Annotated in this window: 24 protein-coding genes; 21 read left to right on the forward strand and 3 right to left on the reverse strand. The window is 71.6% G+C overall.

Going from position 1 to position 22485, the window contains the following annotated elements; all coding sequences use genetic code 11:
- Window positions 1–39 precede the first annotated feature (39 nt).
- Together F3L20_RS04700 and F3L20_RS04705 are read right to left on the reverse strand one after the other, a co-directional pair.
- Complete coding sequence (locus F3L20_RS04700; RefSeq protein WP_150152488.1) at window positions 40–549, reverse strand: SigE family RNA polymerase sigma factor; 510 nt, start codon at window positions 547–549, stop codon at window positions 40–42.
- A gap of 157 nt (window positions 550–706) precedes the next feature.
- The gene (locus F3L20_RS04705) at window positions 707–2416 is read right to left on the reverse strand and encodes a chitinase (RefSeq protein ID WP_150152490.1); all 1710 of its coding nucleotides are present in this window, start codon (window positions 2414–2416) and stop codon (window positions 707–709) included.
- A 439-nt stretch (window positions 2417–2855) separates the two neighbouring features.
- On the opposite strand from F3L20_RS04705, the gene F3L20_RS04710 reads away from it, so the two are divergent.
- The 14 genes from F3L20_RS04710 (at window position 2856) to F3L20_RS04775 (ending at window position 14356) form a co-directional block, all read left to right on the forward strand.
- The gene (locus tag F3L20_RS04710) at window positions 2856–3689 is read left to right on the forward strand and encodes a hypothetical protein (RefSeq protein ID WP_150157220.1); all 834 of its coding nucleotides are present in this window, start codon (window positions 2856–2858) and stop codon (window positions 3687–3689) included.
- Window positions 3690–3758: 69 nt separating this feature from the next.
- Window positions 3759–4466: a Flp pilus assembly protein CpaB gene (gene cpaB, locus F3L20_RS04715; RefSeq protein WP_145827132.1), complete on the forward strand. Its 708-nt coding sequence runs from the start codon at window positions 3759–3761 to the stop codon at window positions 4464–4466.
- A 9-nt stretch (window positions 4467–4475) separates the two neighbouring features.
- The gene (locus F3L20_RS04720; protein WP_150152492.1) at window positions 4476–5729 is read left to right on the forward strand and encodes an AAA family ATPase; all 1254 of its coding nucleotides are present in this window, start codon (window positions 4476–4478) and stop codon (window positions 5727–5729) included.
- Between the two features lie 134 nt (window positions 5730–5863).
- Entirely contained in the window at window positions 5864–6193 is a 330-nt protein-coding gene (locus F3L20_RS04725; protein ID WP_240810836.1) for a pilus assembly protein, read from the forward strand.
- Window position 6194: 1 nt separating this feature from the next.
- Entirely contained in the window at window positions 6195–6581 is a 387-nt protein-coding gene (locus tag F3L20_RS04730) for a TadE/TadG family type IV pilus assembly protein (protein ID WP_382682828.1), read from the forward strand.
- An 82-nt stretch (window positions 6582–6663) separates the two neighbouring features.
- On the forward strand, window positions 6664–8001 hold the full coding sequence (locus F3L20_RS04735) for a CpaF family protein (RefSeq protein ID WP_150152496.1): 1338 nt from the start codon (window positions 6664–6666) through the stop codon (window positions 7999–8001).
- 11 nt (window positions 8002–8012) lie between these two features.
- Window positions 8013–8957, forward strand: coding sequence for a type II secretion system F family protein (locus F3L20_RS04740; protein ID WP_150152498.1), 945 nt, complete (start codon window positions 8013–8015; stop codon window positions 8955–8957).
- Between the two features lie 20 nt (window positions 8958–8977).
- Window positions 8978–9865: a DUF5936 domain-containing protein gene (locus tag F3L20_RS04745; protein ID WP_150152500.1), complete on the forward strand. Its 888-nt coding sequence runs from the start codon at window positions 8978–8980 to the stop codon at window positions 9863–9865.
- A gap of 16 nt (window positions 9866–9881) precedes the next feature.
- Window positions 9882–11381, forward strand: a complete 1500-nt coding sequence (locus tag F3L20_RS04750) for a sensor histidine kinase (RefSeq protein ID WP_431193184.1) — start codon at window positions 9882–9884, stop codon at window positions 11379–11381.
- The gene (locus F3L20_RS04755) at window positions 11371–12174 is read left to right on the forward strand and encodes a response regulator (RefSeq protein WP_150152504.1); all 804 of its coding nucleotides are present in this window, start codon (window positions 11371–11373) and stop codon (window positions 12172–12174) included. Before F3L20_RS04750 ends, F3L20_RS04755 begins: the two co-directional genes overlap by 11 nt.
- 138 nt (window positions 12175–12312) lie before the next feature.
- A complete protein-coding gene (locus F3L20_RS04760) occupies window positions 12313–12510 on the forward strand; it encodes a Flp family type IVb pilin (protein ID WP_145827138.1) in 198 nt (65 codons plus the stop codon).
- Window positions 12507–13118: a pilus assembly protein TadG-related protein gene (locus tag F3L20_RS04765; RefSeq protein WP_150157221.1), complete on the forward strand. Its 612-nt coding sequence runs from the start codon at window positions 12507–12509 to the stop codon at window positions 13116–13118. Before F3L20_RS04760 ends, F3L20_RS04765 begins: the two co-directional genes overlap by 4 nt.
- Window positions 13119–13151: 33 nt before the next feature.
- Window positions 13152–13733 carry a hypothetical protein gene (locus tag F3L20_RS04770; protein WP_150152506.1) on the forward strand — a complete coding sequence of 194 codons (582 nt, stop codon included), beginning with the start codon at window positions 13152–13154 and terminating at the stop codon, window positions 13731–13733.
- Window positions 13734–13741: 8 nt separating this feature from the next.
- Window positions 13742–14356: an OmpA family protein gene (locus F3L20_RS04775; protein WP_150152508.1), complete on the forward strand. Its 615-nt coding sequence runs from the start codon at window positions 13742–13744 to the stop codon at window positions 14354–14356.
- 3 nt (window positions 14357–14359) lie between these two features.
- Here the strand turns inward: F3L20_RS04775 and F3L20_RS04780 are convergent, their stop codons facing one another.
- Window positions 14360–14749: a DUF192 domain-containing protein gene (locus F3L20_RS04780; RefSeq protein ID WP_150152510.1), complete on the reverse strand. Its 390-nt coding sequence runs from the start codon at window positions 14747–14749 to the stop codon at window positions 14360–14362.
- 241 nt (window positions 14750–14990) lie between these two features.
- Between F3L20_RS04780 and F3L20_RS04785 the strand changes: the two genes are divergently transcribed.
- The 7 genes from F3L20_RS04785 (at window position 14991) to F3L20_RS04815 (ending at window position 22476) form a co-directional block, all read left to right on the forward strand.
- Window positions 14991–15650 (forward strand): hypothetical protein, encoded by a 660-nt coding sequence (locus tag F3L20_RS04785; protein WP_150152512.1) that lies wholly within the window; start codon window positions 14991–14993, stop codon window positions 15648–15650.
- Window positions 15638–16669: a hypothetical protein gene (locus F3L20_RS04790; RefSeq protein WP_150152514.1), complete on the forward strand. Its 1032-nt coding sequence runs from the start codon at window positions 15638–15640 to the stop codon at window positions 16667–16669. Before F3L20_RS04785 ends, F3L20_RS04790 begins: the two co-directional genes overlap by 13 nt.
- A gap of 62 nt (window positions 16670–16731) precedes the next feature.
- Window positions 16732–17607, forward strand: coding sequence for an LLM class flavin-dependent oxidoreductase (locus F3L20_RS04795; RefSeq protein ID WP_150152516.1), 876 nt, complete (start codon window positions 16732–16734; stop codon window positions 17605–17607).
- A gap of 63 nt (window positions 17608–17670) precedes the next feature.
- Entirely contained in the window at window positions 17671–18531 is an 861-nt protein-coding gene (locus F3L20_RS04800; RefSeq protein ID WP_150152518.1) for a class I SAM-dependent methyltransferase, read from the forward strand.
- A 964-nt stretch (window positions 18532–19495) separates the two neighbouring features.
- Window positions 19496–19870 (forward strand): hypothetical protein, encoded by a 375-nt coding sequence (locus tag F3L20_RS04805; protein WP_150152520.1) that lies wholly within the window; start codon window positions 19496–19498, stop codon window positions 19868–19870.
- Between the two features lie 170 nt (window positions 19871–20040).
- Window positions 20041–20814: an isoprenyl transferase gene (locus tag F3L20_RS04810; RefSeq protein WP_150152522.1), complete on the forward strand. Its 774-nt coding sequence runs from the start codon at window positions 20041–20043 to the stop codon at window positions 20812–20814.
- Between the two features lie 336 nt (window positions 20815–21150).
- Complete coding sequence (locus F3L20_RS04815) at window positions 21151–22476, forward strand: PhoH family protein (protein ID WP_150152524.1); 1326 nt, start codon at window positions 21151–21153, stop codon at window positions 22474–22476.
- Window positions 22477–22485 lie beyond the last annotated feature (9 nt).

Raw genomic sequence — 22485 nt, forward strand, 5'->3', positions numbered from 1 at the left:
TGAGAAGTATGAGGTCGAAGAAGGGGACGGGAGCGGGTGTCAGGGGCGGGAGTACTCCTGGATGTCCTCGCCCAGCTGCTCCCGCAGCCGGCCGAGCGCGCGGACGCAGCGCGTCCGCACGGCCGCCGAGCTGACGTTCAGCACACCGGCGGTCTGCTCCACGGAGCGGTCCTCCCAGTACCGCAGGACCACGACGGCCCGGTCCTTGTACGGCAGCCGGGCGAGCGCGGCCATCAGCGTCAGCCGCAGCGGCGCGTCCCCGTCCGCGGCGCCCGGCAGGTCGGGGAACGTGTCCGTCGCCCGCTCACGGCTGCTGCGCCGCCGCTGGTGGGCGAGGAAGGTACGGGTGAGTACGGTCTGGGCGTAGGCGGCGGGGTTGTCGGCCCGGGAGACGCGCCCCCAGCGGACGTACAGCCGCCCGAAGGTCTCCTGCACGAGATCCTCGGCGAGGTGCGTGTCCCCGGCGGTGAGCAGGCACGCGGACCGGTACAGGTGACCGGCCCGCGCCGCCGCGAACTCGGCGTACTCGTCCGCCCGCGCCTGTCTCATGCTTCGTCCCCCAGTGCTCGTACGGCTTCGCGCCCGCCGCCTCACCTCTTCGATGCGGTGGGGCCGGGGAAATGTTTCACACGGACTCGGCGCCGCACGCGAGCGCCCCCGCCCACGGTGGTGTGGGCGGGGGCGGACCGGGCGGCAGCGGTGACGGTTACGGCAGCGCGTGGACGTGCGGGCCGACCGCGTTGGACCAGGCGTTGCCCGCCGTGGCGTCCCAGTTGGTCGACCACGTCATGGCGCCGCGCAGACCCGGGTAGGTCTTCGACGGCTTGAAGGAGCCGCAGCCGGTGCCGCGGGTCAGGCAGTCCAGCGCGGCGTTCACCACGGACGGCGCGACGTAGCCGCTGCCCGCGCCCCGGGTGGAGGCCGGCAGGCCCAGGCCCACCTGGGACGGGTCGAGGCCGTTCTCCAGCTGGATGCAGGCGAGCGCGGTCAGGAAGTCCACCGTGCCCTGGCTGTACACCTTGCCGTCACAGCCCAGCATGGAACCGCTGTTGTAGTACTGCATGTTGACGACCGTGAGGATGTCCTTCACGTTCAGCGCGGTCCGGAAGTACGAGCCGGACGTCGACTGCATGTCGATGGTCTGCGGTGCCATCGTCAGGATCATCGACGGGCCCGCCTTCGCGGACAGCGACCGCAGCGCCTGCGTCATGTAGGTCGCGTTGAGGCCGTTCTCCAGGTCGATGTCGACGCCGTCGAAGCCGTACTCCTGCATCAGGGCGTACACCGAGTTCGCGAAGTTGGCCGCGGAGGCCGGGTCGTTCACCGAGACGGTGCCCTTCTCGCCGCCCACCGAGATGATGACCTTCTTGCCGGCCGCCTGCTTGGCACGCACGTCCGCCTTGAACTGGTCCACGGTGTAGCCGTTCAGGCCGGCCGAGTCCAGGTTGAAGGTGACGGCGCCCGGGGTGCCGGTGGCGTCGGCGAAGGCGACCGCGATGATGTCGTACTGCGACGGCACGTCGGAGATCTTCTGCACGGCCGCGCCGTTGTTGAAGTTCTGCCAGTAGCCGGTCACCGCGTGCCGGGGCAGGTCACCGCCCCCGCCCCCGCCGTTCTCCCGGGTGCGTACGCTCACCGCGGCCGACCTGGCCGATTCGCCCGCCGCGTTGGCCGCGGCGACCTGGAAGCTGTACGACGTGGACGCCGCGAGCCCGGTCACCGTCGCCGACGTGCCGGACACGGCCGTCACCCGGCTGCCGTCGCGGTAGACGGTGTAACCGGTCGCCCCCGACACCGCGTTCCACGACAGGGTCACGGAGCTGGCCGTCGTGCCGGAGACGGTCAGCCCGCCCGGCGTGCCCGGCACGGTCGGCTCCGGGTCGCCCCCGCCGCCTCCGTCGGGGCCGAGCACGGACACGTCGTCGGCGTAGTAGGGCTGCTGGCCGTACCAGCCGTGGGTGTAGACCGTCACGGAGGTGGTGTTCGCGCCCGTGGAGAAGCTGGTGGACAGCTGCTTCCAGCTGCCCGAGTCCGGCGTCCAGGTGGAGACATCGGTCGTGCCGGTGCCGGTCACGCCCAGGTAGGCGTACCCGCCCTGCACCCATCCGGTCAGGCGGTACGTCGAGCCGGGCCGCACCGCGACGGTCTGGGAGCAGCGGGCGTTGTCCTGCCCGGCGGGCGTGGCCTTCAGCGCGGCCGAGCCGCCGTGCACCGGGGAGGGGACGACGCTGCCGCTGTTCGCCGAACAGGTCCAATTGCTCAGGCCCGACTCGAAGCCTGCGTTCTTCGCGTTGTTGACGTCCGCCGCGGACGCCTGGCCGGCGCCAGCGAGAGGGAGGACGAGGGACAGGGCGGAGACGAGGGCTGCCGCCCAGGCGCGTCTGCCGCGGCCGGGCGTGCGAGGTGCGCGGTCCACTTGGGGCCTCCGGTGGGGGAGTTGGGGAGGAGGAAGCGACGGTGGCCACCGTTGTTGTGCACACCGTGGTCCAGACCAATCCCCTTGTCAATAGGTCCAGACCGGAAACGGCGTCGCCCGTACGGGAGTAGGGCGGGGGGCGGGTGGGAAGCGTGGCCCGGAGGACCCGGGGCGTGGTCCCGCGTCAAGCCGGTGCACAGGACCCACACCGTCGGTGCCGGATCGAGACCGGCGAGATGATCGACCTGCCCCGTTTTGACGCACCTTGTGTGCCAGGAGTTGCCGTTCGGCTGCTCAAAGGCTGTTCTCCGGTCACGGACCCGTGGATACAGTGCTGAGGTAGTCACGCAGTGAAGTCACCAGGGTGCATCGGAGTAACGCCCGGTGGACCGACGGGCATGGGGAGAACGGGGAGCCGCGCGTGCCAACTGCCGTTGCCGTGACCGGCGCCGACATGGCGCTGCCGGCGCAGGACGAACGGACCCTGCCCGCCGTGGTGCTGCGGGACGTCGACACCCGTCCGCTCGACCAGGTGCTGGCCGAACTGCAGCTGACCGTCGAGCAGTACGGCCATGTCGTCGTCGTGTGCTCCAAGGCCACGCCGACCGCCGTCCTGCGGCGGCTGCACACCCTGCGCTCCCTGATGGAGAGCGACCGGATAGCCATCTTCCGCCCCGACCTGCCGCCGCTCGCCGTCGCGGTGCTGGCCCGCCAGTTACGCCAGCTCGCCTCCTGCGACATCGGACCCGGCGTGCTGGCCTCGGCCGGCCGCCTGCTCACCCACTACCTCCACGCCGGGGCGCTGCTCGGCTCCGTCGCCCGCCTCGACCGGGTGCCCGTCGACCTCAAGCAGCACGCCAAGTCCTGGATGCCCGGCAGCCAGTTCGCCGTCCTCGCCCATCCGCAGCCGCACCTCGTCCGGCTCGGCCCCGACACCACGCTGGACGGCCCGGAGTTCGGCACCTGGATGCTCGTCGCCCGCGGCCAGCTCCAGTCCGACTGGGTCACCACCACCCTGGCGCCCGCCTGGCGGGTGCAGGGTCTGCGCGAGGCGCCGCTGCCCGCGGAGTCGGGCGACTGGTGGGGCACCGGCAAGCTCGTCGAGTTCTGCACCTACCTGCCCGACCTGTCCGTGCTCTACCAACTGGTCACGTCCGTGCGGCGCGGCACCTGTCACTGGTGCGGCATCGACGTCATCGGCGACCGCTGCGTGTTCTGTTCGGCCACCCCGCCCGCCCCCGAGGCCAGACCGGCCCTCACCCGGGGCTCCTGACCCGTACGCCCACCGCACGAGCCCGCCCGATCCCGCTCGACCGCTATCCCCAACGAGGTTGCACGGTTCATGAACTCCCGTCAGCGCCGCGGCGTGATACTCCTGCTCCTGTCGGTCCTGTGCGCCCTCGGCGCGTTCGCCGGCGTGCTCTCCGTCATCAACGACGTGCGCTCCAAGGTCGGCCCCGAGGTCCCCGCGTACCGTCTGAAGGCCGACATCGCGCCCTACACCACGCTCGGCGCGGACCAGTTCGAGCGGATCGAGATGCCCGAGCGGTGGCTGTCGGACAACGCCGTCACCGACCTCGACGACCTCCGCGGCAAGATCGCCGTGACCACCCTGCGCGAGGGCTCGCTGCTGCAGAGCGACATGATCGTGGACCGGCCCGCCCTGCAGCCCGGGCAGCAGGAGGTCGCCATCATGATCGACGCGGCGACCGGCGTGGCCGGCAAGATCACCCCGGGCTCCACGGTCAACGTCTACGCCACCTTCGAAGGACAGCGCGAGGGCGACCCCGACCAGTCGAAGATCATCGTCACCGGCGCCAAGGTCCTCGACGTGGGCCGGCTCACCGCCCTCCAGCCGGACGAGAGCGACCGCGGCCGGCAGCCCACCGACGCCGTCCCGATCACCTTCGCGCTGTCCACGCTCGACGCCCAGCGCATCACCTACGCCGAGTCCTTCGCCCAGCGGGTCCGCCTCGCGCTGGTCGCCCCCGGGGGCGACGCCGGCGTCCCCGAGAAGGACCGGACGTACGAACTCGCGCAGGACAAGTGAGAGGCCCGCATGTCCACCAGGATCCTCCCGGCAGTCGGTGACGCGGACGCGGTCCGGTCCCTCACCACCCTGCTCAGCCAGCTCCCCGACGCGGAGCCGCTCGCCCCGGTCACCGACTCCACGCAGCTCGTCGACGCCCTCTCCCGGCTGGCCGCCGAGTCCCTCGACGAACTGCCCGAGGTGGTCGTCGTCCACGAACGCATCGGCCCCGTCCCGGCGCTGGAGCTGATCCGCGAGGTCGCCCTGCGCTTCCCCGCCGTGGGCGTCATCCTCGTCACCTCCGACGCGAGCCCCGGCCTCTTCCAGGCCGCCATGGACCACGGCGCCCGCGGCCTGGTCGCCCTCCCCGTCGGCTACGAGGAACTCGCCGTCCGGGTCGCGGCGGTCGCCCAGTGGTCGGCCGGCGTACGGCGCCACCTGGGCGCCGGGGGCGACCTGCTCCCCGGTGCGGGCGGCACCGTCGTCACCGTCAGCGGGGCCAAGGGCGGGGTCGGCGCCACCCTGACCGCCGTCCAGCTGGCGCTCGCCGCCCAGACGTCCGGACGGAGCACCGCGCTGGTCGACATGGACCTGCAGACCGGCGACGTCGCCTCCTACCTCGACGTCCAGTTCCGCCGGTCCGTCGTCGACCTCGCCGCGATCACCGACATCTCCCCGCGGGTCCTGGCCGACGCCGTCTTCCGCCACGACAGCGGACTCGCCCTGCTGCTCGCCCCCGCCGAGGGCGAACGGGGCGAGGAGGTCACCGACCGCGCCGCCCGCCACATCGTCGGTGCCCTGCGCTCCCGCTACGAGGTCGTCGTCGTCGACTGCGGCGCGCAGCTCGGCGGGGCCGGCGCGGCAGCGGTGGAGACGGCCGACCGGGCCCTGCTGGTCACCACCCCCGACGTCATCGCCGTACGCGGTGCCAAGCGGACGGTGCGGATGTGGGACCGGCTGCAGATCCGCAAGGCGGAGGAGACCACGGTCGTCGTCAACCGGCACAACCGGTCCACGGAGATCCAGCCGCCGCTCATCGCCCGGATCACCGGCACCGCGGTCGCCGCCACCACGATCCCCGCCCACTTCAAGGAGCTCCAGGGCGTGGTGGACGCCGGACGCGTCCACGAGCTGGAGGCCAGGAGCAGCGTGAAGCAGGCGATGTGGGCGCTGGCCGGCGAACTCGGCCTGGTCCGGGCGGCGCAGGCCGGCCACAAGGGCGGCCGGGCGCGCGGCGACCGGGGCGCGGTGAGCTTCCGGCGGCGCCGGGAAGGTACGGGATGAGCGGCGCGCGGAGCACAAGGGCGGCGGGTCCGGGGCGCCGGGGGGTGGCCACCGACCCGAGGCGGTCGTGCGGCCACGGCGTCCTGAGGCGGCCGTCCGGCGACCGCGGGCAGGTCACCGTCGAATTCCTCGGCATGACCCCGACGATCCTGGTGACGCTGATCGTGCTGTGGCAGCTCGTGCTGGTCGGCTACACGTTCACACTCGCCGGGAACGCCGCCGACGAGGCGGCGCGGGCCGGGACCGCCGCGTCTCCCGGCGCACGCCAGGGCGCCTGCCAGGAGGCCGGACAGGACAAGCTGTCGGGTGCCTGGGGGAGCGGCGCGACGGTGACCTGCGCGACCGGCGGCGGCATGGTCACCGCCGACGTCAAGCTCACCGTCCCGGTCCTCTTCCCCGGCACCGTGTCGTTCCCCTTCGAGGTGACCGGCCACGCCGGCGCGGTCGAGGAGGAGACGGACTGAGATGGCCGGAACACCGGAGAGGTCTGAGATGCCGCGCCCGCGCGGCGGTGGCCGTGACCGAGGACAGGTGGCGCTCGAATACCTGGGCTTCCTGCCCGTCCTGATCCTCGTGGCGATGGCCGGCGTCCAGCTCGGACTGATCGCCTACACCGCCCAGCAGGCGGGCACCGCCGCCCGCGCGGGCGCCCGCAGCGCCTCCCTGGACCAGGGCGCCCAGGCGGCCTGCGCCGCGGCCGTCAGCTCCTGGCTCGCCGGCGGCACCTCCTGCGGCACGTCGGGGGGCGGCGACGAGGTCACCGTCACCGCCCGGGTCGACATCCCGTCCATCGTCCCCGGCTGGGACTTCGGGACGGCGGGGAGGAGCGCCACGATGCCCGTCGACCACTGACCCCACCACCGGGCCGGTACGGCCCATGACGAGGACCGGTGAGCGGACGAGGACCGGGACGAGGACGAGGAGCGAGGGACCCATGAGCCTGCGGGCACGTATCAACTCCCCCGAGGAGAGGACCGGGCGGGGCGAGGACAGCCACCTCGTCGCGTCCTACCGCGCCAAGCTCCTGGAGGAGATCGACCTCGCGGAGATGAGCGCGCTCGCCCCGGCCGAGCGCCGGGCCCGGCTGGAACGCGTCCTCGGCCACATCATCAGCCGCGAGGGCCCCGTCCTGTCGACGGTCGAACGCTCCCAGCTGATCCGCCGCGTCGTCGACGAAGCCCTCGGCCTCGGCATCCTGGAACCGCTGCTGGAGGACCCGTCCGTCACCGAGATCATGGTGAACGGCCCGGACGCCATCTTCGTCGAGCGCGGCGGCCGGGTGGAGCAACTTCCGCTGCGCTTCGCCTCCGACGACCAGCTGATGCAGACCATCGAGCGCATCGTCTCCACCGTCAACCGGCGCGTGGACGAGTCCAATCCGATGGTCGACGCCCGGCTGCCGTCCGGTGAGCGCGTCAACGTCATCATCCCGCCGCTGTCCCTGACCGGGGCGGTCCTCACCATCCGCCGCTTCCCGCGCTCCTTCACCCTCCACGAGCTGATCGGCCTCGGCTCGCTCGACGAGCCCATGCTGTACCTGCTGGCCGGACTGGTGCAGGCCCGCTTCAACGTCATCGTCTCCGGAGCCACGGGCACCGGAAAGACCACCCTGCTCAACGCCCTGTCCGGACTGATCCCCGAGGGCGAACGCATCATCACCATCGAGGACTCCGCCGAACTACAGCTCCAGCAGCCGCACGTCATCCGCCTGGAGTCCCGCCCGCCCAACGTCGAGGGCAAGGGCCGGGTCACCATCCGCGACCTGGTGCGCAACTCCCTGCGCATGCGGCCCGACCGCATCGTCGTCGGCGAGGTCCGCGGCGGGGAGTCCCTGGACATGCTCCAGGCGATGTCGACCGGCCACGACGGTTCCCTCGCCACCGTCCACGCCAACAGCGCCGAGGACGCCCTGACCCGGCTGCAGACCCTCGCCTCCATGTCCGACGTGGAGATCCCCTTCGTCGCCCTGCACGACCAGATCAACAGCGCCGTCGACGTGATCGTCCAGCTCACCCGGTTCGCCGACGGCGCCCGCCGCATCACCGAGATCGCCCTGCTGGAGAGCCACGGCGGGGAGCCGTACCGGCTGGCGACCGTCGCCCGCTTCGACGCGCTGCCGATGACCCCCGACGGCCGCGTCCACGGCTCCTTCGTCCACCATCCCCTGCCCCGGCGGACCGCCGACCGCCTGTACATGGCCGGCCAGCCCGTCCCGCAGGCGTTCGGCATCGCCCACACCGCCGACCAGCTCGCCACCCGAGAAGCCAGGTAGGTACCGCCCCCATGGAGCTGCAGAACCTCATCACGCTGACCACCGGTGTCGCCCTGCTGACCTGCGTCCTCGGAGTCGTCGGGGTGCACTCCTACGCGGCCGGCCGCGCGCAGCGGCAGGCCCTGGTGGACCGGCTGACGGCCACCGGGCAACTGCCGGACGCCGGACGCCGGCGCCGCTTCCCCACGCTGGACCGCCGCCTGCGCCGCACCCGCCTCGGCCGCAAGCTGGAGCTGCGCCTGGTGGCCACCGGCCTCGACGTCACCCCCGGCGAGTTCTTCGCCGCGATGCTCGTCACCGTCGCCGGACTGTGGCTCGTCGGGCAGGCCGCCCTCGCCCCCTTCTTCGGCCCGATCGCCGGGCTCCTCGGCGTGTGGGCGGCCGTGCAGTTCCTCAACTGGCAGCGGCAGAAGCGCATCGAGAAGTTCATCAACCAGCTCCCCGAGCTCGCCCGCATCCTGGCCAACGCCACCCAGGCGGGCCTGGCCCTGCGCACCGCCGTCGGCATCGCGGCGGAGGAGCTGGAGGCCCCGGCCGGCGAGGAACTGGGCAAGGTGGCCAACCAGCTGGCGATGGGCGCCTCCATGGACGACGCCCTCGGCGAACTCGCCGACCGCCTGCCCTCCCGCGAACTGGTCGTCCTCGTCACCACGCTGGTGCTGGCCAACCGGGCGGGCGGCCAGGTGGTGAGCGCGCTGCGCAACCTCACCGAGACACTGGAGGAGCGCAAGGAGACCCGGCGCGAGATCCGCACCCAGCTCTCCCAGGTCAGCATGACGTCGTACGCCGTGCCGGTCCTCGGCGTCGGCTCGCTGTTCCTGATGAACGGCGTGAAGGACGGCGCCCTGGAGCGTATGACCGGCTCCCCGGCCGGGCAGGTGGCGGTCCTCGTCGCCTTCGGCCTGTACGCCGTCGGCTTCCTCCTCATCCGCCGCCTGTCCCGCATCGACGTCTGAGCCGGGAAGGGGACGACGACATGGCACTCGCGCTCGCCGCACTGATGGCCCTCGCCGTGTGCGGCATCTTCGCCGGCATCCGCATGTACCGGGCGGAGGCGAAACTCCCCGGCGACCTGATGCTGGCCCTGGAGGTCGGCTCCACCCGCACCGGCGCGGTCGACTCCCTCGTCGACCGCATGGGCATGCGCTACGCCCCCGCCGTACTGCGCCTCATGGGCCCCAAGCAGGTCGCCAAGTACCGCCGCAAGATCGACCTCGCGGGCAACCCCGGCGGCCTCACCATCCACCGCTACGCCGCCCGCCGCGCCGTCTACGGTGCCCTCGGCGGCACCGGCTTCCTGGTGTTCCTGATGCGCGGCCAGCTCCTGGTGGCGCTGCTGCTGCTCGCGTTCGGCGCGTTCTGGACGGAGGTCGGCATCTGGTCGGCGATCCGCATCCGCAAGGACGTCATCGAACGCACCCTGCCCGACTTCCTCGACGTGCTCGCGGTCGTGGTCGGCGCCGGACTCGGCTTCCGGCAGGCCCTGGACCGCGTCTCGACCCGGTACGAGGGACCCTGGGCGGACGAACTGCGCATCACCCTGCGCCAGATGGACCTGGGGATGAGCCGCAGGCAGGCCTTCGCGGAGCTGCGCCGCCGCAACGACTCCGAACAGGTGGCCATGTTCGTCACGGCGTTGCAGCAGGGGGAGGAGCTGGGCGCGCCGATCGTGGACACGCTGGTCGCGCTCGCCAAGGACATGCGCCGCACGGACGCGCAGAACGCCCGCCGCAAGGCCGCCCGCGCCGTCCCCAAGGCCACCATGATGATCACCACCTTCATGGTCCCGGCCACCATGATCCTCCTCGGCGCGGGCCTGATCCTCGGCTCCGGCACCGACTTCGGCTCCCTCACGGGCGAGTAGGGGGAGGCGGAACGCGATGACGACGATCAGGCACCACACGTGGCGGCGCCGTCGCCCGGCCGGACGACGGGCGGCGGCGGTCCCGGTGTGCGCCCGTTCCCCGCAGGGCCTCACGGCCGCCCCTGGCCGGGGCGGGAGCGAGGGCGGGCAGGGCCGTACGGAGACCGAAGGACGTACGGCGGCTGATGGGCTTGCGGCAGCTGACGGCCTCACGGCAGCTGACGGCGTCACGGCAGCCGCGGCCCCGCAGGAGCCGGACACCCAGCTGCAGGTGAACGCCCTGCAGGCCCTGTGCCGGCAGGCGTTCGGCTTCCGGCTGGCGATGATCGCCGTGGCCGCCCCCTCTGCCCTGCTCAACGCGGGCCCCGGCTGGGGCACCCGCCTGGTCGGCATCGCGGTCGTCGTCACCTTCATGGTGTCGTACGCCCTCTTCCGCGACTGGGAACGCTTCGGCCCCCTCCTCCTGCGCCACCCCACCCTGCTCGCGGCGGACACCCTCTTCGGCGCCCTGCTGCTGATCTCGGCCGGCCCCGACACCACTCTCGCCTACGTCAGTGTCTGCACGCCCCTGCTCGCGGGCCTCATCTACGGCTGGCGCGGCGCCGCCGTCTTCGCCTCGCTGCAGGGGCTGATCCTGCTGCTGGTGCACGCGGCACTGGACAAGCCGCACACGGAGCCCGCGGAGATCCTGATCCTGCCCGGCCTGTGCGTGATCGCGGGCGCCGTCGGCTCCAGCCTGCGCAAGCTGATGCTCCACCTCGGCGAGGCGACCCGCGCCCTGGCCGCGGTCCGCGCCCGCCTCGCCGTCACCGAGGCCGTCGACGCCGAACGGGCACGGCTGGCACGGGAGATGCACGACTCCGTGGCGAAGACGCTGCACGGGGTGGCCCTGGCGGCGGACGGCCTGGCCTGCTCGGCGGGCGCCGCCCGGATGGACCCGGCCCTGGTGAGGCGCCAGGCGGAACTGGTGGCCCGGTCCGCCCGCAGGGCCGCCGCCGAGTCGCGTGAGCTGCTGACGGACCTGCGGAGGGAGGGGGATCCGGGGCGGGCGGTGGACGTACTGGGAGAACTGGCGTGCACGGTCCGGCTCTTCGCGTCGCGCGGTGAGGTGCCGGTGTCGTACACGAGGACGGGCGAGACACCGGCCCCGCCCGTCCCCACGGCGGTCGCCCGCCAACTGCTCTCCATCACCTCGGAGGCCCTGGAGAACGCCCACCGCCACGCACGGCCGACCCGGGTCGACGTCCACGCCGGCGTCCACCACGGCGTCCACGGCGACGTGCTGCGCGTCAGCGTCCGCGACGACGGCACGGGCCTGCCCGTCGGCACCGACCTCGCGGACCTGCGCCGCTCCGGCCACTTCGGCCTGGTCGGGATGGCCGAGCGGGCCGCTTCGGTCGGCGCCCGCATCCACTTCGGGCGGGGAGAGGGTACCCGTGGCACGGAGGTCCGCCTGGAGCTGCCGCTCGCGGCGGTGACGACGAAGAGTCCGACGGAGGTCCACCTTGACCGGTGAGCCGAACCCCTTCGGGGAGGCGCCGGCCCCCGACCCCCTCCGCGTGGTCGTGGCCGACGACAACCCCGTGGTCCGCGCGGGCCTGACCGCCCTCCTCGACGGACGCGAGGACCTCACGGTGGTGGCGGAGGCAGCGGACGGCAAGGAGGCGTACGAGGCCGCCCGCGCCCACCGCCCCGACGTGGTCCTGCTGGACGTTCGCATGCCGGGGGTCGACGGCATCGCGGCCCTCCCGCACCTGGTACCGCTCACCGCGGTGCTGATGCTGACGTACAGCGGGGAGACGGAGATCGTCCAGGAGGCCCTGCGTCGGGGCGCCAACGGCTACCTGGTGCACGGCGAGTTCACGGCGGACGAACTGGTGGCGGCGGTGCGGGACACCAGACGGGGGAGACCGCATGTCACGCCGACGGCGGCGGGGGCGTTGCTCGCGCAATTGCGGGGGAGGGGAGCCGGAAGTGAGGCTTCCGCTCCTTCCCTTGGGCGGCGTTGGCGCACTGAAGGGGCTACTTCTACGGAAAACCTTTCGCAACTGCAACCGGATGTGGGACAGTCGGTGTCTGACAGGTCGACGTACGGGCTGAGCGGGAGGGAGGCGGAGATCATGGACCTCATCGCGTCCGGCATGAACAACCAGCAGATCGCCGCCACCTGCTTCATCAGCGAGAAGACGGTGAAGAACCACATCAACCGCATCTTCGCCAAGCTGCACAGCACGAGCCGTTCCGAAGCCACGGCAAAGTGGCTGGGGAGGGCACCGGGTTCCGACCGGGAGTGGGGTGACTTGTCATGACGACACGTTGGGCCCGGACGTGGGCCCGGAATTGGGTCCCGGGGCACTTCCAGACCCCGGCCGACGGCGCGTACGGTGCCGACGTCGACGGCGGCCTCATGACCCGGGCCGCCACCGCGTCCGCCGGAGGGGAACACCATGGGCAACTGGATCAACACGACGGTCAGGCACCTCCAGTCCCGCGCGGCCCGTCGCGACGACCGGGGCCAGACGGCGGTGGAGTACCTGGGCATCATCGCGGTGGTGGTGGCCATCGTGCTGGCGATCACGGGGACGGACATCGGGCAGACGATTTACCAGGCCATTGTGGACAAGATCGACGAAGTCGTCGGCTGACGGGCCGACGTACCTTCGCCGACACAGGGCAGGCATTCCCCATCTACATCATGGTGGTGGGAGGCCTGCTCTTCCTCGCGTTCGCCTATCTCGCAGTCGGCCAAGCCGCAGCGAACAGGAATGGTGCCCAGACCGCTGCCGATGCGGCGGCACTCGCTGCTGCCCAGGAGAGGCGTGACCAGCTCTCTGGGGCGTGGGTGAGACACCTTCTGGAGCCCGAGATGTGGCAGGAGATCTTCGACGGGATGGCGGAAGGGCTCACTCCGTCCTGCTGGCGGGCCGAGCAGCTGGCGGCCAACAACGATGCCACGGTGCTGAGCTGCAGCCCGGATGGGCTCCTCGGCTACACGGTTGAGGTACAGACGAATAAAACAGTTGGGGACTCCATCGTGCCTGGCACCGAGACGAAGAAGTCGCGGGCGACGGCCACCGCCGTGATCGAACCGCGTTGCGACTTCCAGCTCCCCAGTGCGGCTGAGGCAGACGTGGAGGATGCGCTTCCCACGCTCAACTGCAAAGGCGGTGTGGACTGGGAACTTGACCCAGAAACTCCCCAGGATCTGCTGCCCAAGCCCGAAGATCTCTTCGACGTGCACCTGGCCGACTGACAAGCAAACGACGAGTGACTGAGGATGCAGGGTATGAGCGTTCGGTTCACGACGAAAGCCCGGACGGGGCCCGTCGCGCTGGTTGTTGCGGCCGGCCTGGCCCTGGGCGTCACCGGGTGTGGCGGAGGCGGTGACGGTGGGGACGGGAAGCCAAAAACTTCAGCCTCTGCTTCGAAGGAGCGTGACTCCAACCCGAGCACTCAGGAGGGAGCCGATGAGACTTTGGCGGAGCTGCGCGGTGAGGGAGGGCTGACTCTCAAAATCACCTCGGCGACTAGGGATGCAGGCGGCTTCGTCACGGTGAACGGGGAGATGAAGAACGACAGCTCCGAGCCCATGCGTGTCCCGGTGCAAACCTCGGGGAACGAGACGGAGATCATCGCGCACGGACGGTCGCTCGGTGGTGCCACGCTCGTCGACAGTGCGAGCAAGAAGCGTTACTACGTTCTGCGGGACACCGAGGGTCGTCCGCTAACTACGACGAACATGCCACGTCTGAAGGCCGGGGAATCGATCCCGGTGTTCATGCAGTTCCCGGCCCCGCCGGAAAACTCGTCCGAGGTCGGTTTCCAACTGCCGACGTTCGCCAGCGGCACCATCCAGATCTCTGGGTGAGGCAGAGGATGACACACACGCGCCTCCTCCTCATCGGCACCCTTGCCACGCTTCTGGCCACAGGCCCGGCCGTGGCTCACGCAGACGACGGACCGAGCGTTCCGCCCGGCACGGAAGCCAGTGCCTCCGCACCCGTGGAGCTGGACGCGAACGACCCCGACCTGAAACTCCCGGACGGGGCCACGCTGGCCGAGCCCAAGGTCCTGGACATCAAGTCCGTCGTGGAGGACCAGAGCGGTGACGAGCGCCGCGAGGACACCAACACGGACGTGAAGTTCGCCCTCCAGGCGGAGGTCCTCTTCGGCAAGGACAGCGCCAAGATCGGTGCACAGGCAAGGGCCCGCATCGCCGACATCGCGGAGGAGATCAAGGTCCAGAACGCGACCCGCATCCGCGTCTTCGGCTTCACGGACAACCTCGGCTCGTCCGCCCACGGCGACGTCCTCTCCCGCAAGCGGGCCAACGCCGTCCACGGCATCCTCGTCCAGGAGCTGAGCGACGCGAACCTCACGTACGAGGTGCGCGGCTACGGAGAGGACTATCCGATCGCCGACAACTCGACGGAGGCCGGCCGCAAGAAGAACCGAAGGGTGGAGATCTCCTTCCCGCGCGGGGAGAGCTGAAGGTCAGTCCTCGCCGCGCACCACTTCCACCACCGATCCGACTCCGAGCCCCCACCCCTCCATGGCCCCCGCCTCGGCCTCGATCACGTGACGCGCCCGGACGCGTGGCCGCCCCAGCCGTCCGGGGGGCATGGTGCGTACGGAGACGACCCGGAGCCGCCGGTCCAGATAGGCGACGTCGATGGGCATGCGCATACGGAAGGTGTGGATGCTGTTGGCGGGGGAGAGCAACAGGGCGCCGTCCAGGCTGTCCCGCCCGAGCAGTCCCCGGGTCCGCGCCCGATAGGAGGCCGCGATCTCCAACGGCACGCGCGCGCTCACGGCTCCGTCCGGGCCCCGCACGACCAACTCCCCACGCCCGTCCCGCCACCGCACGACCGCGCCTCCCCTCACCCCCAGCGAACGTACCCCCCACTGAATAGCGCGGGCGAGCAAGAGCACGACCGGCGTGTGGGTCACGGAGCGACTGACATCGCAGCGGGGAAGCACCAAGTGCCGGCCCTGACGTAGCGCGCCTGCGTCCCAATTCGGTATTAGCTGTGTTGCAGTTGCCCGGGCCGCTCTGGTGCCGCACCGGGCGCGATGGATAGCGTTGGCGTGCTGATGTGACGCCTCGCCCCACCGGGAGCCGACTGTGAACCGCCGTCCCACCCTGCTCGCAGCGCTCGCGCTGACCGCCACCGCGGCGTTGACGCTGTCGGCGTGCGGAAGCGACGACGACAGCCCGTCCAAGGACAGTGACGCGATCGCCGGCGCCGACACGGGCGACAAGAAGTCGGCCTCGCCGACACCGAGTGAGTCCACTTCCGACGGACGCCCGAAGATCACCTTCCCGGCCGACGCGAAGAACGTCTTCGAGGACGGGAAAACGGGCGACCCGACGAAGGACGAGATCCTCGCCGACAGCGCCGCAGGCATCAACGCGGTCGACGAGGCCATCTTCAAGGGCAGCACGGGCACGGAAGCGCTCGGCTTCTACAACGCCGGCAAGTCGTTGAGCTCGGCCATCACCTACGCACAGCGCTACATCGACGCCAATGACACCTGGACGGGTGAGACGCGGTACTTCGACCGTAAGGCGACGCTCAGCGGCGCCAAGAAGGCGTACGTCACTTACTGCTCGGATGAGAGCAAGTCGTACATCAAGAACAAGAAGACCGGCAAGGTCGACAAGTCGCCGGCGACCTCGAACAGCTACGTGCTCTACAACGCGGCGCTCACCAAGAACGCAGAGGGCGTCTGGCAGACCACCGACATTGTTTCAAAGAGGGGGGCCAAGGAGTGTCAGCCGTAAGGAAAGCGGGCAGGGGCGCGACGATTCTGGCGGTCGTCTGTGCCTCCCTCTTCACCGCGCAGGCGGCCTTCGCCGACCGGGACAAGCACGGAAACCACGGCGAAACGGAACAAGGTGCCAACCTCGATGGTGACGGGAATCTTTCCGTCACCGCCGGCGGTGTCGTGTTCGATCACTCGAAGAACGGCAAGGGCGGCAAGGTCGGCGGCCTCACCTCGACCACCTCGTGGTCGCCGCCCCCCTGCTGGTACGCCCCCAAGTACACGCCGGAGCAGCTGCAGAACTACCTGGAGCCGATCTGGGAGGCCGGGTCGACGGGCCACGAGTGGGACGCCGAGCAGCGCAAGAAGTACACGAACCCGGACGACCCCGAGAAGGACTTCAACAAGGACAAGTCCGGCGAGGGCTACTGGTGGGGCGCATACGTCGACAGGAGCTACCCGCCCGGCTGGGACTCCTGCGACGAGGACTACTTCTGGGTGGACGAGGGTGACGCCCCGCCCGCGAACATCGAGAACGCCGTCACCCCGGAAATCCTCGCCCAGCTCGCCTACGCGGAGATCCGCGTCCCCGGCACCGAGGTCACGCTCGCTCCCGCCCAGGCGACCAAGGTGAACCTGCCGACGTGGTCGTGGCTGGACGGCGCGCAGTTCCAGCCGGTCTCGGTGACCGCGTCCGTGCCGGCGATCCCCATCGAGGCGACCGCCACGGCCGAACCGGTCTCGCTGAAGATCGAGCCGGGCACCCCGGACGCCGAGACGTACCCCGCCTCCGGTGTCTGCGAGATCAACAACGGCCGCATCGGCGAGCCCTACGCGAAGGGCAAGGCGAACCGCACGCCGCCGTGCGGAGTGAAGTACCTCCGTTCCTCCGGCGACGGCACCTTCCCGCTGCAGGCGACGGTCACGTGGGAGATCCACTGGACCGGCTCCGGCGGCGCGGGCGGCGACCTGCCCGACGGTGAGTTCGGAGCGACGCAGGACGTCGTCGTCCAGGAGATTCAGGCCGTCAACCGTTAGAACGACGTGCCCGCCCCGGCAAGGGTGTGCCGGGGCGGGCACGTGTGGGTAGGTACAGCCGCATGACGACACTCGGCGCTGTGTTCCGGCCCCAGCTCGCCCCCGAGCGGCTCCGCTCCGTCGTGCGGGCGGCCGACGCGGCCGGGCTCGAGGAGCTCTGGTTGTGGGAGGACTGTTTCCGGGAGGGCGGCATCTCCACCGGTGCCGCCGCCCTCGCGTGGAGCGAGCGTGTCCGCGTCGGCATCGGGCTGCTTCCCGTGCCCCTGCGGAACGTCGCCGTCACCGCCATGGAGGCCGCCTCCCTGCACCGGATGTTCCCAGGACGCGTGATCCTCGGCGTCGGGCACGGCGTGCAGGACTGGATGGGACAGGTCGGGGTGCGGGCCGAGTCGCCCCTCACCCTGCTCCGTGAGCATCTCCTCGCCCTCCGCGCCCTGCTGGCCGGGGAGAGGGTCACGACCAAGGGCCGGTACGTCACCCTCGACGACGTCGCCCTCGACTGGCCCCCGCCCGGCCCCGTCGACGTCCTGGCCGGCGGCATGGGGCCCCGGACCGTACGGCTGACCGGTGAGGCCGCCGACGGCACCATCCTCACCGCCGACACCTCGGCGGACGGTGTGCGGCAGGCGCGCCGGCTCATCGAGGAGGGGCGTGTCGCGGCGGGGCGTGACGGCGCGGACCACCGGGTCGTCGTCTATCTGCTGACCGCCACCGGGGACGGGGCGCGCGAGCGGCTGCGGGCCGAACTGGTCGCCGAGGGCCACGGCGCGGACGACGACCTCGGGGTCGCCGGGGACGCCCGCGCCGTCGCCGAGGCCGTGCGGCGGCTGGCCGAGGCCGGCGCCGACACGGTCGTCCTCCAGCCCACCGGCGACGAGCCCGACCCGGACGGCTTCGTCCGCTTCGCCGGCGAGGAGGTACGGCCCCTCCTCGCCTGAACCCACGGCCGCCGGGCGGAAAACCCCGCGACGGACCGCCCGGCGCTCGGGCATCCTCGCCGCATGACCCGCCCCCAGCCCGAGACCCGTTCCCAGCCCCAGCCCGAACCAGAGCCCCGACCCCGAAGCCGCGCCTTCGACGCACTCCTCGCCGAAGGCGCCTCCGTGCCCACCGAGGGGTGGGACTTCTCCTGGTTCGAGGGGCGCGCCACCGAGACCCGGCCCTCCTGGGGGTACGCCACCCTGAAGGCCGGCCGGCTGGGCACCGCGGACGGGCCCGTGCTCGACGTCCAGACCGGGGGAGGGGAGGTCCTCGACTTCGCCCTCGCCCGGGCACGCCGGCGGCCCCCGCTTGTCGTCGCCACCGAGGGCTGGCCGCCCAACGTCCGTAAGGCCGCCGCCCTGCTGCGGCCCCGTGGAGCCACCGTCGTCGCGGCGGCCGAGGACGCGCCGCTGCCCTTCGCCGACGGGGCCTTCGCCCTCGTCGTCAGTCGGCACCCCGTGAAGCCGCACTGGAGCGAGATCGCCCGCGTCCTCAGGCCCGGCGGCACCTACTTCGCCCAGCACGTCGGACCCGACAGCGCCTACGAGGTCGTCGAGTACTTCCTCGGTCCGCAGCCGGGGGAGCGACGGCACGCGCGGCACCCCGACCGTGAGCGGCGGGCGGCCGAGGCGGCCGGGCTGGAGATCGTCGACCTGCGGGCCGAGCGGCTGCGCATGGAGTTCCACGACGTCGCCGCGGTGGTCCACTTCCTGCGCAAGGTGATCTGGATGGTCCCCGGCTTCACCGTCGAGGCGTACCGGCCCCGGCTGCGGGCGCTGCACGAGCGGATCGAGGCCGAAGGGCCCTTCGTCGCCCACAGCACGCGGCACCTCGTCGAGGCCCGCCGGCCCGGCCTCGCCGTCCACACCCCACGCCGGTAGTTTCCGCATCGTTATGGGACGAGCCTGGCCTTCACGGCGGCGGATCACTTAGGTTCGGACCAAGTTGATTCGCGCGAGCAAAGCTGCGCGGCAGGGTCACCGCGCAGTGGAGGGGGCTGCGCGGTGCCCATCGGCCCCTCGGCCGGTCGGCCGGTCAAGCCGCGGCCACTCCCGGGGTCACCCGTCGGGGGGACGGCCGGAAGAGTGGCCGGAATGGTGCAGGGTTGGTGTCACACCGTGCACAGAGTCCCCTCACCGCACGGTTTTAGCGCGATTTCGCTGCGTTCCGGCCATCGAAAGCCGGTGAACCGGCCCCTCCGGGGCCTTCCCGGCGTCGCCGGACGGTTTCGGAGAGTAGTTGTGCCGCGCCGATGCACGCAGCATCACTTACGAAGGGTTATGGTGGAAACCCCCCTCGGGCCGGTCCGTCTCCCCCCCACGGACCGGCCCGTTTTTCATGCCCGCGGTTTCCGCGCCGGTCCGCCCCGTCCGGTGACGGCCCCGGGCCTCCCTCCGGGGCCTCCCCTCGCACCGCTTCCCGCGCGGCACGCTGACTAGAGTCGCGGCATGTCGAACGAGCATCCGGCACCGTCCCCTCAGCAGCCCCCCGGTGGCCCGGGACCGTACGGCCCGCCGCCCGCCCAGCAGCAGCCCCACCCCGGCCACCCGGCGCCCGCCGCGCCCCCGGCCCAGCCCGCCGGCCTGGCGTACCCCTCCTCCTCAGCGCCCGCGTACGGCGGCCCGTCGCCGTACCCCGCCCAGCCGGCGGCCCAGCCCCCGTACCCCCCCAGCCCGGCGCCCCGTCGCCCTACGCGACCCCCGGCACCCCGCCGCCGTACGGCAGCCCACGCCCCCGCCGCCGTACGGGCAGCCCAGCGCCCCGGCCCCGTACGGGCAGCCCGGCGCCCAGCCCTACGGGTGGCCCGGCTCCGCGCCCCAGCCCGGGTACGCCGTGCCCGCCGGCATGCCCGGCCCCGTACGCGCCGCGCAGGTCGTCATCTTTGCGACGTTCGGGATCGCCGTACTGCTCACCGTCCTGGTCGCCGCCGGCTCCGGAGCCGAAGAGGCGGGACGGGTATTCGGCACCTACCTGATGGTCGCGGTGCTGTTCGTACTGGCCTTCCGGTTCCCGAAGGCCGGCAACGGCGTGCGCGTCGCCTCGATCGTGCTGGCCTCCCTGCAGATCCTGTTCGCGCTCGGCGGGGCGGCGCGGGGCGTTCCGCTCGGCGTCCTGCCGCTCGCCGCCGGGGTCGCCGTCCTGGTGCTGCTCTGCCGGAACAGCGCGAAACAGTGGTTCCGGCGGCACTCCGCAAACGGCGTGCCGCCGCAGTACAGCTGACAAAACCGGGTCACCCCGGACGTTGGGGACCCCCGCCCCGGCGGGGGTACGCTTCGCCTTCGGGGACCGCCATCCGGGCAGGACCGCCCGCGGCCGAGACCGGGCCGTTTGCCGCGCGACGCGGCGGGGTGCCGCGCCTGTCCGATTCGCACGGAGGGGCTGACGATCACGTGAACCTGCGCGACAAGCTGCGGAGCCTGCTGGTCAGGCTGTACGCACGCCGGGTGGAAGGCCACCTGGACACCGCTCAGGTGCCCAAGCACATCGGCGTCATCATGGATGGCAACCGCCGCTGGGCGAAGGCCGCGGGCTCCAGCACCGTGCACGGACACCGGGCCGGCGCCGACAAGATCGGGGAGTTCCTCGGCTGGTGCTCCGAGACGGACGTCGAAGTGGTCACCCTGTGGCTGCTTTCGACGGACAACTTCGACCGGCCCAAGGACGAGCTCGTCCCGCTCTTCGGCATCATCGAGGACGTGGTGCGCACCCTCGCCGCCGACGGACGCTGGCGGGTCCACCACGTCGGCACCCTCGACCTGCTGCCCTCCGGGATGCAGACGGTCCTGAAGGAGGCCGAGGCGGCCACCGCGCACGTCGACGGCATAGTGGTCAACGTGGCCATCGGGTACGGCGGCCGCCAGGAGATCGCCGACGCCGTGCGCTCCATGCTGCTCGACGCCCACGACCAGGGCGTCGCGATGGACGAGCTCGCCGATTCCGTGGACGTCGACATGATCGGACGTCACCTCTACACCAAGGCCCAGCCCGACCCCGACCTCGTCATCCGCACCAGCGGCGAGCAGCGGCTGTCCGGATTCATGCTGTGGCAGACCGCCCACTCGGAGTACTACTTCTGCGACGTCTTCTGGCCGGCCTTCCGCAAGGTGGACTTCCTGCGCGCGCTGCGTGACTACGCCGCCCGCCACCGGCGCTACGGCGGCTGAACACCCCCGTCCGGCCCCCACACCACTCCCGCTCCACCCCTGCGTCACCGCATGTCACGTGTCGTTCACCGGCGCGCCGTGACGGTCCGTGGCATGGCAGCGCTTGTTCGAGGGCATAACTGAGTCAGGCCGACGCCCGAACCACGGGTGTCGGATCTCAGCGGACGGCATGGGAGCCGTCCGCCCGGGAGGCCCTTTGCACCAGCCCGCCCGTGCGGTCACGGCACGGAAGAAGCGGCGGAGGGCCGGTTCTCGGCCCGCCGTGCATGGCGGCCGTCGACCGGTCCAGCTCCGCCTCGTCGCTCCCCGACCTCATCCGAGGGGGTTCGTCCTTCCGTGGTGACCAGCGCAAAGCGCCACAAGCCCGACCGGCGCACCTATGTTCTCGACACCAGCGTCCTGCTGGCCGACCCCCATGCCCCGAGCCGTTTCGACGAGCACGAGGTCGTGCTGCCCGTCGTCGTGGTGACGGAGCTGGAGGCCAAGCGGAACCATCCCGAGCTCGGCTACTTCGCCCGGCAGGCACTGCGCCTGCTTGACGACTACCGGGTGCGGTACGGCCGCCTCGACGCTCCCATTCCGACCGGGGACCTCGGCGGAACCCTGCGGGTCGAGCTCAACCACTCGGACCCCGGTGTGCTGCCCAGCGGCTACCGCCTGGGGGACAACGACTCCCGCATCCTCGCTGTCGCCCGCAACCTGCAGGCCGAGGGGTTCGACGTCACCGTCGTGTCGAAGGACCTCCCGCTCAGGATCAAGGCGTCCTCCGTCGGTCTCCTCGCCGAGGAGTACCGCGCGGAGCTCGCCATCACGGACACCTCCGGCTGGACCGGGATGTCCGAACTGACCCTGCCCGGCGAGCAGGTGGACGTCCTCTTCGAGGAAGGACACGTGTACGTGCCCGAGGCGGCCGAGCTGCCCGTGCACACCGGTCTGACCATCCAGTCCGAGCGCGGCAAGGCGCTCGGCCGGGTCAGCGCCGAGGGCAACGTCCGCCTGGTGCGCGGCGACCGGGAGGCGTTCGGCGTCAAGGGCCGCAGCGCCGAGCAGCGGATCGCGCTCGACCTGCTGCTCGACCCGGAGGTCGGGATCGTGTCCCTGGGTGGCCGGGCCGGCACCGGCAAGTCCGCGCTCGCGCTGTGCGCGGGCCTGGAGGCCGTGCTCGAGCGCCGGCAGCACCAGAAGGTGATGGTCTTCCGTCCGCTGTACGCGGTGGGCGGGCAGGAGCTCGGTTATCTGCCCGGTTCCGAGGCGGAGAAGATGAGCCCCTGGGCCCAGGCCGTGTTCGACACGCTGTCGGCGGTCACCAGCCGGGAGGTCATCGAGGAGGTCACGGCGCGCGGCATGCTGGAGGTCCTGCCGCTCACCCACATCCGGGGCCGCTCGCTGCACGACGCGTTCGTCATCGTGGACGAGGCCCAGTCCCTCGAACGGAACGTCCTGTTGACCGTTCTGTCCCGGATCGGGGCCAATTCCCGGGTCGTGCTGACGCACGACGTGGCGCAGCGGGACAATCTGAGAGTCGGCCGGTACGACGGTGTGGTCGCCGTCGTGGAGAAGCTGAAGGGGCATCCGCTGTTCGCCCATGTCACCCTGACGCGGTCCGAGAGGTCCCAGATCGCGGCCCTTGTGACCGAAATGCTCGAAGACGGGACCGTCTGACCTACGCGT

The organism is Streptomyces tendae (assembly GCF_008632955.1).
Lineage (GTDB): Bacteria > Actinomycetota > Actinomycetes > Streptomycetales > Streptomycetaceae > Streptomyces.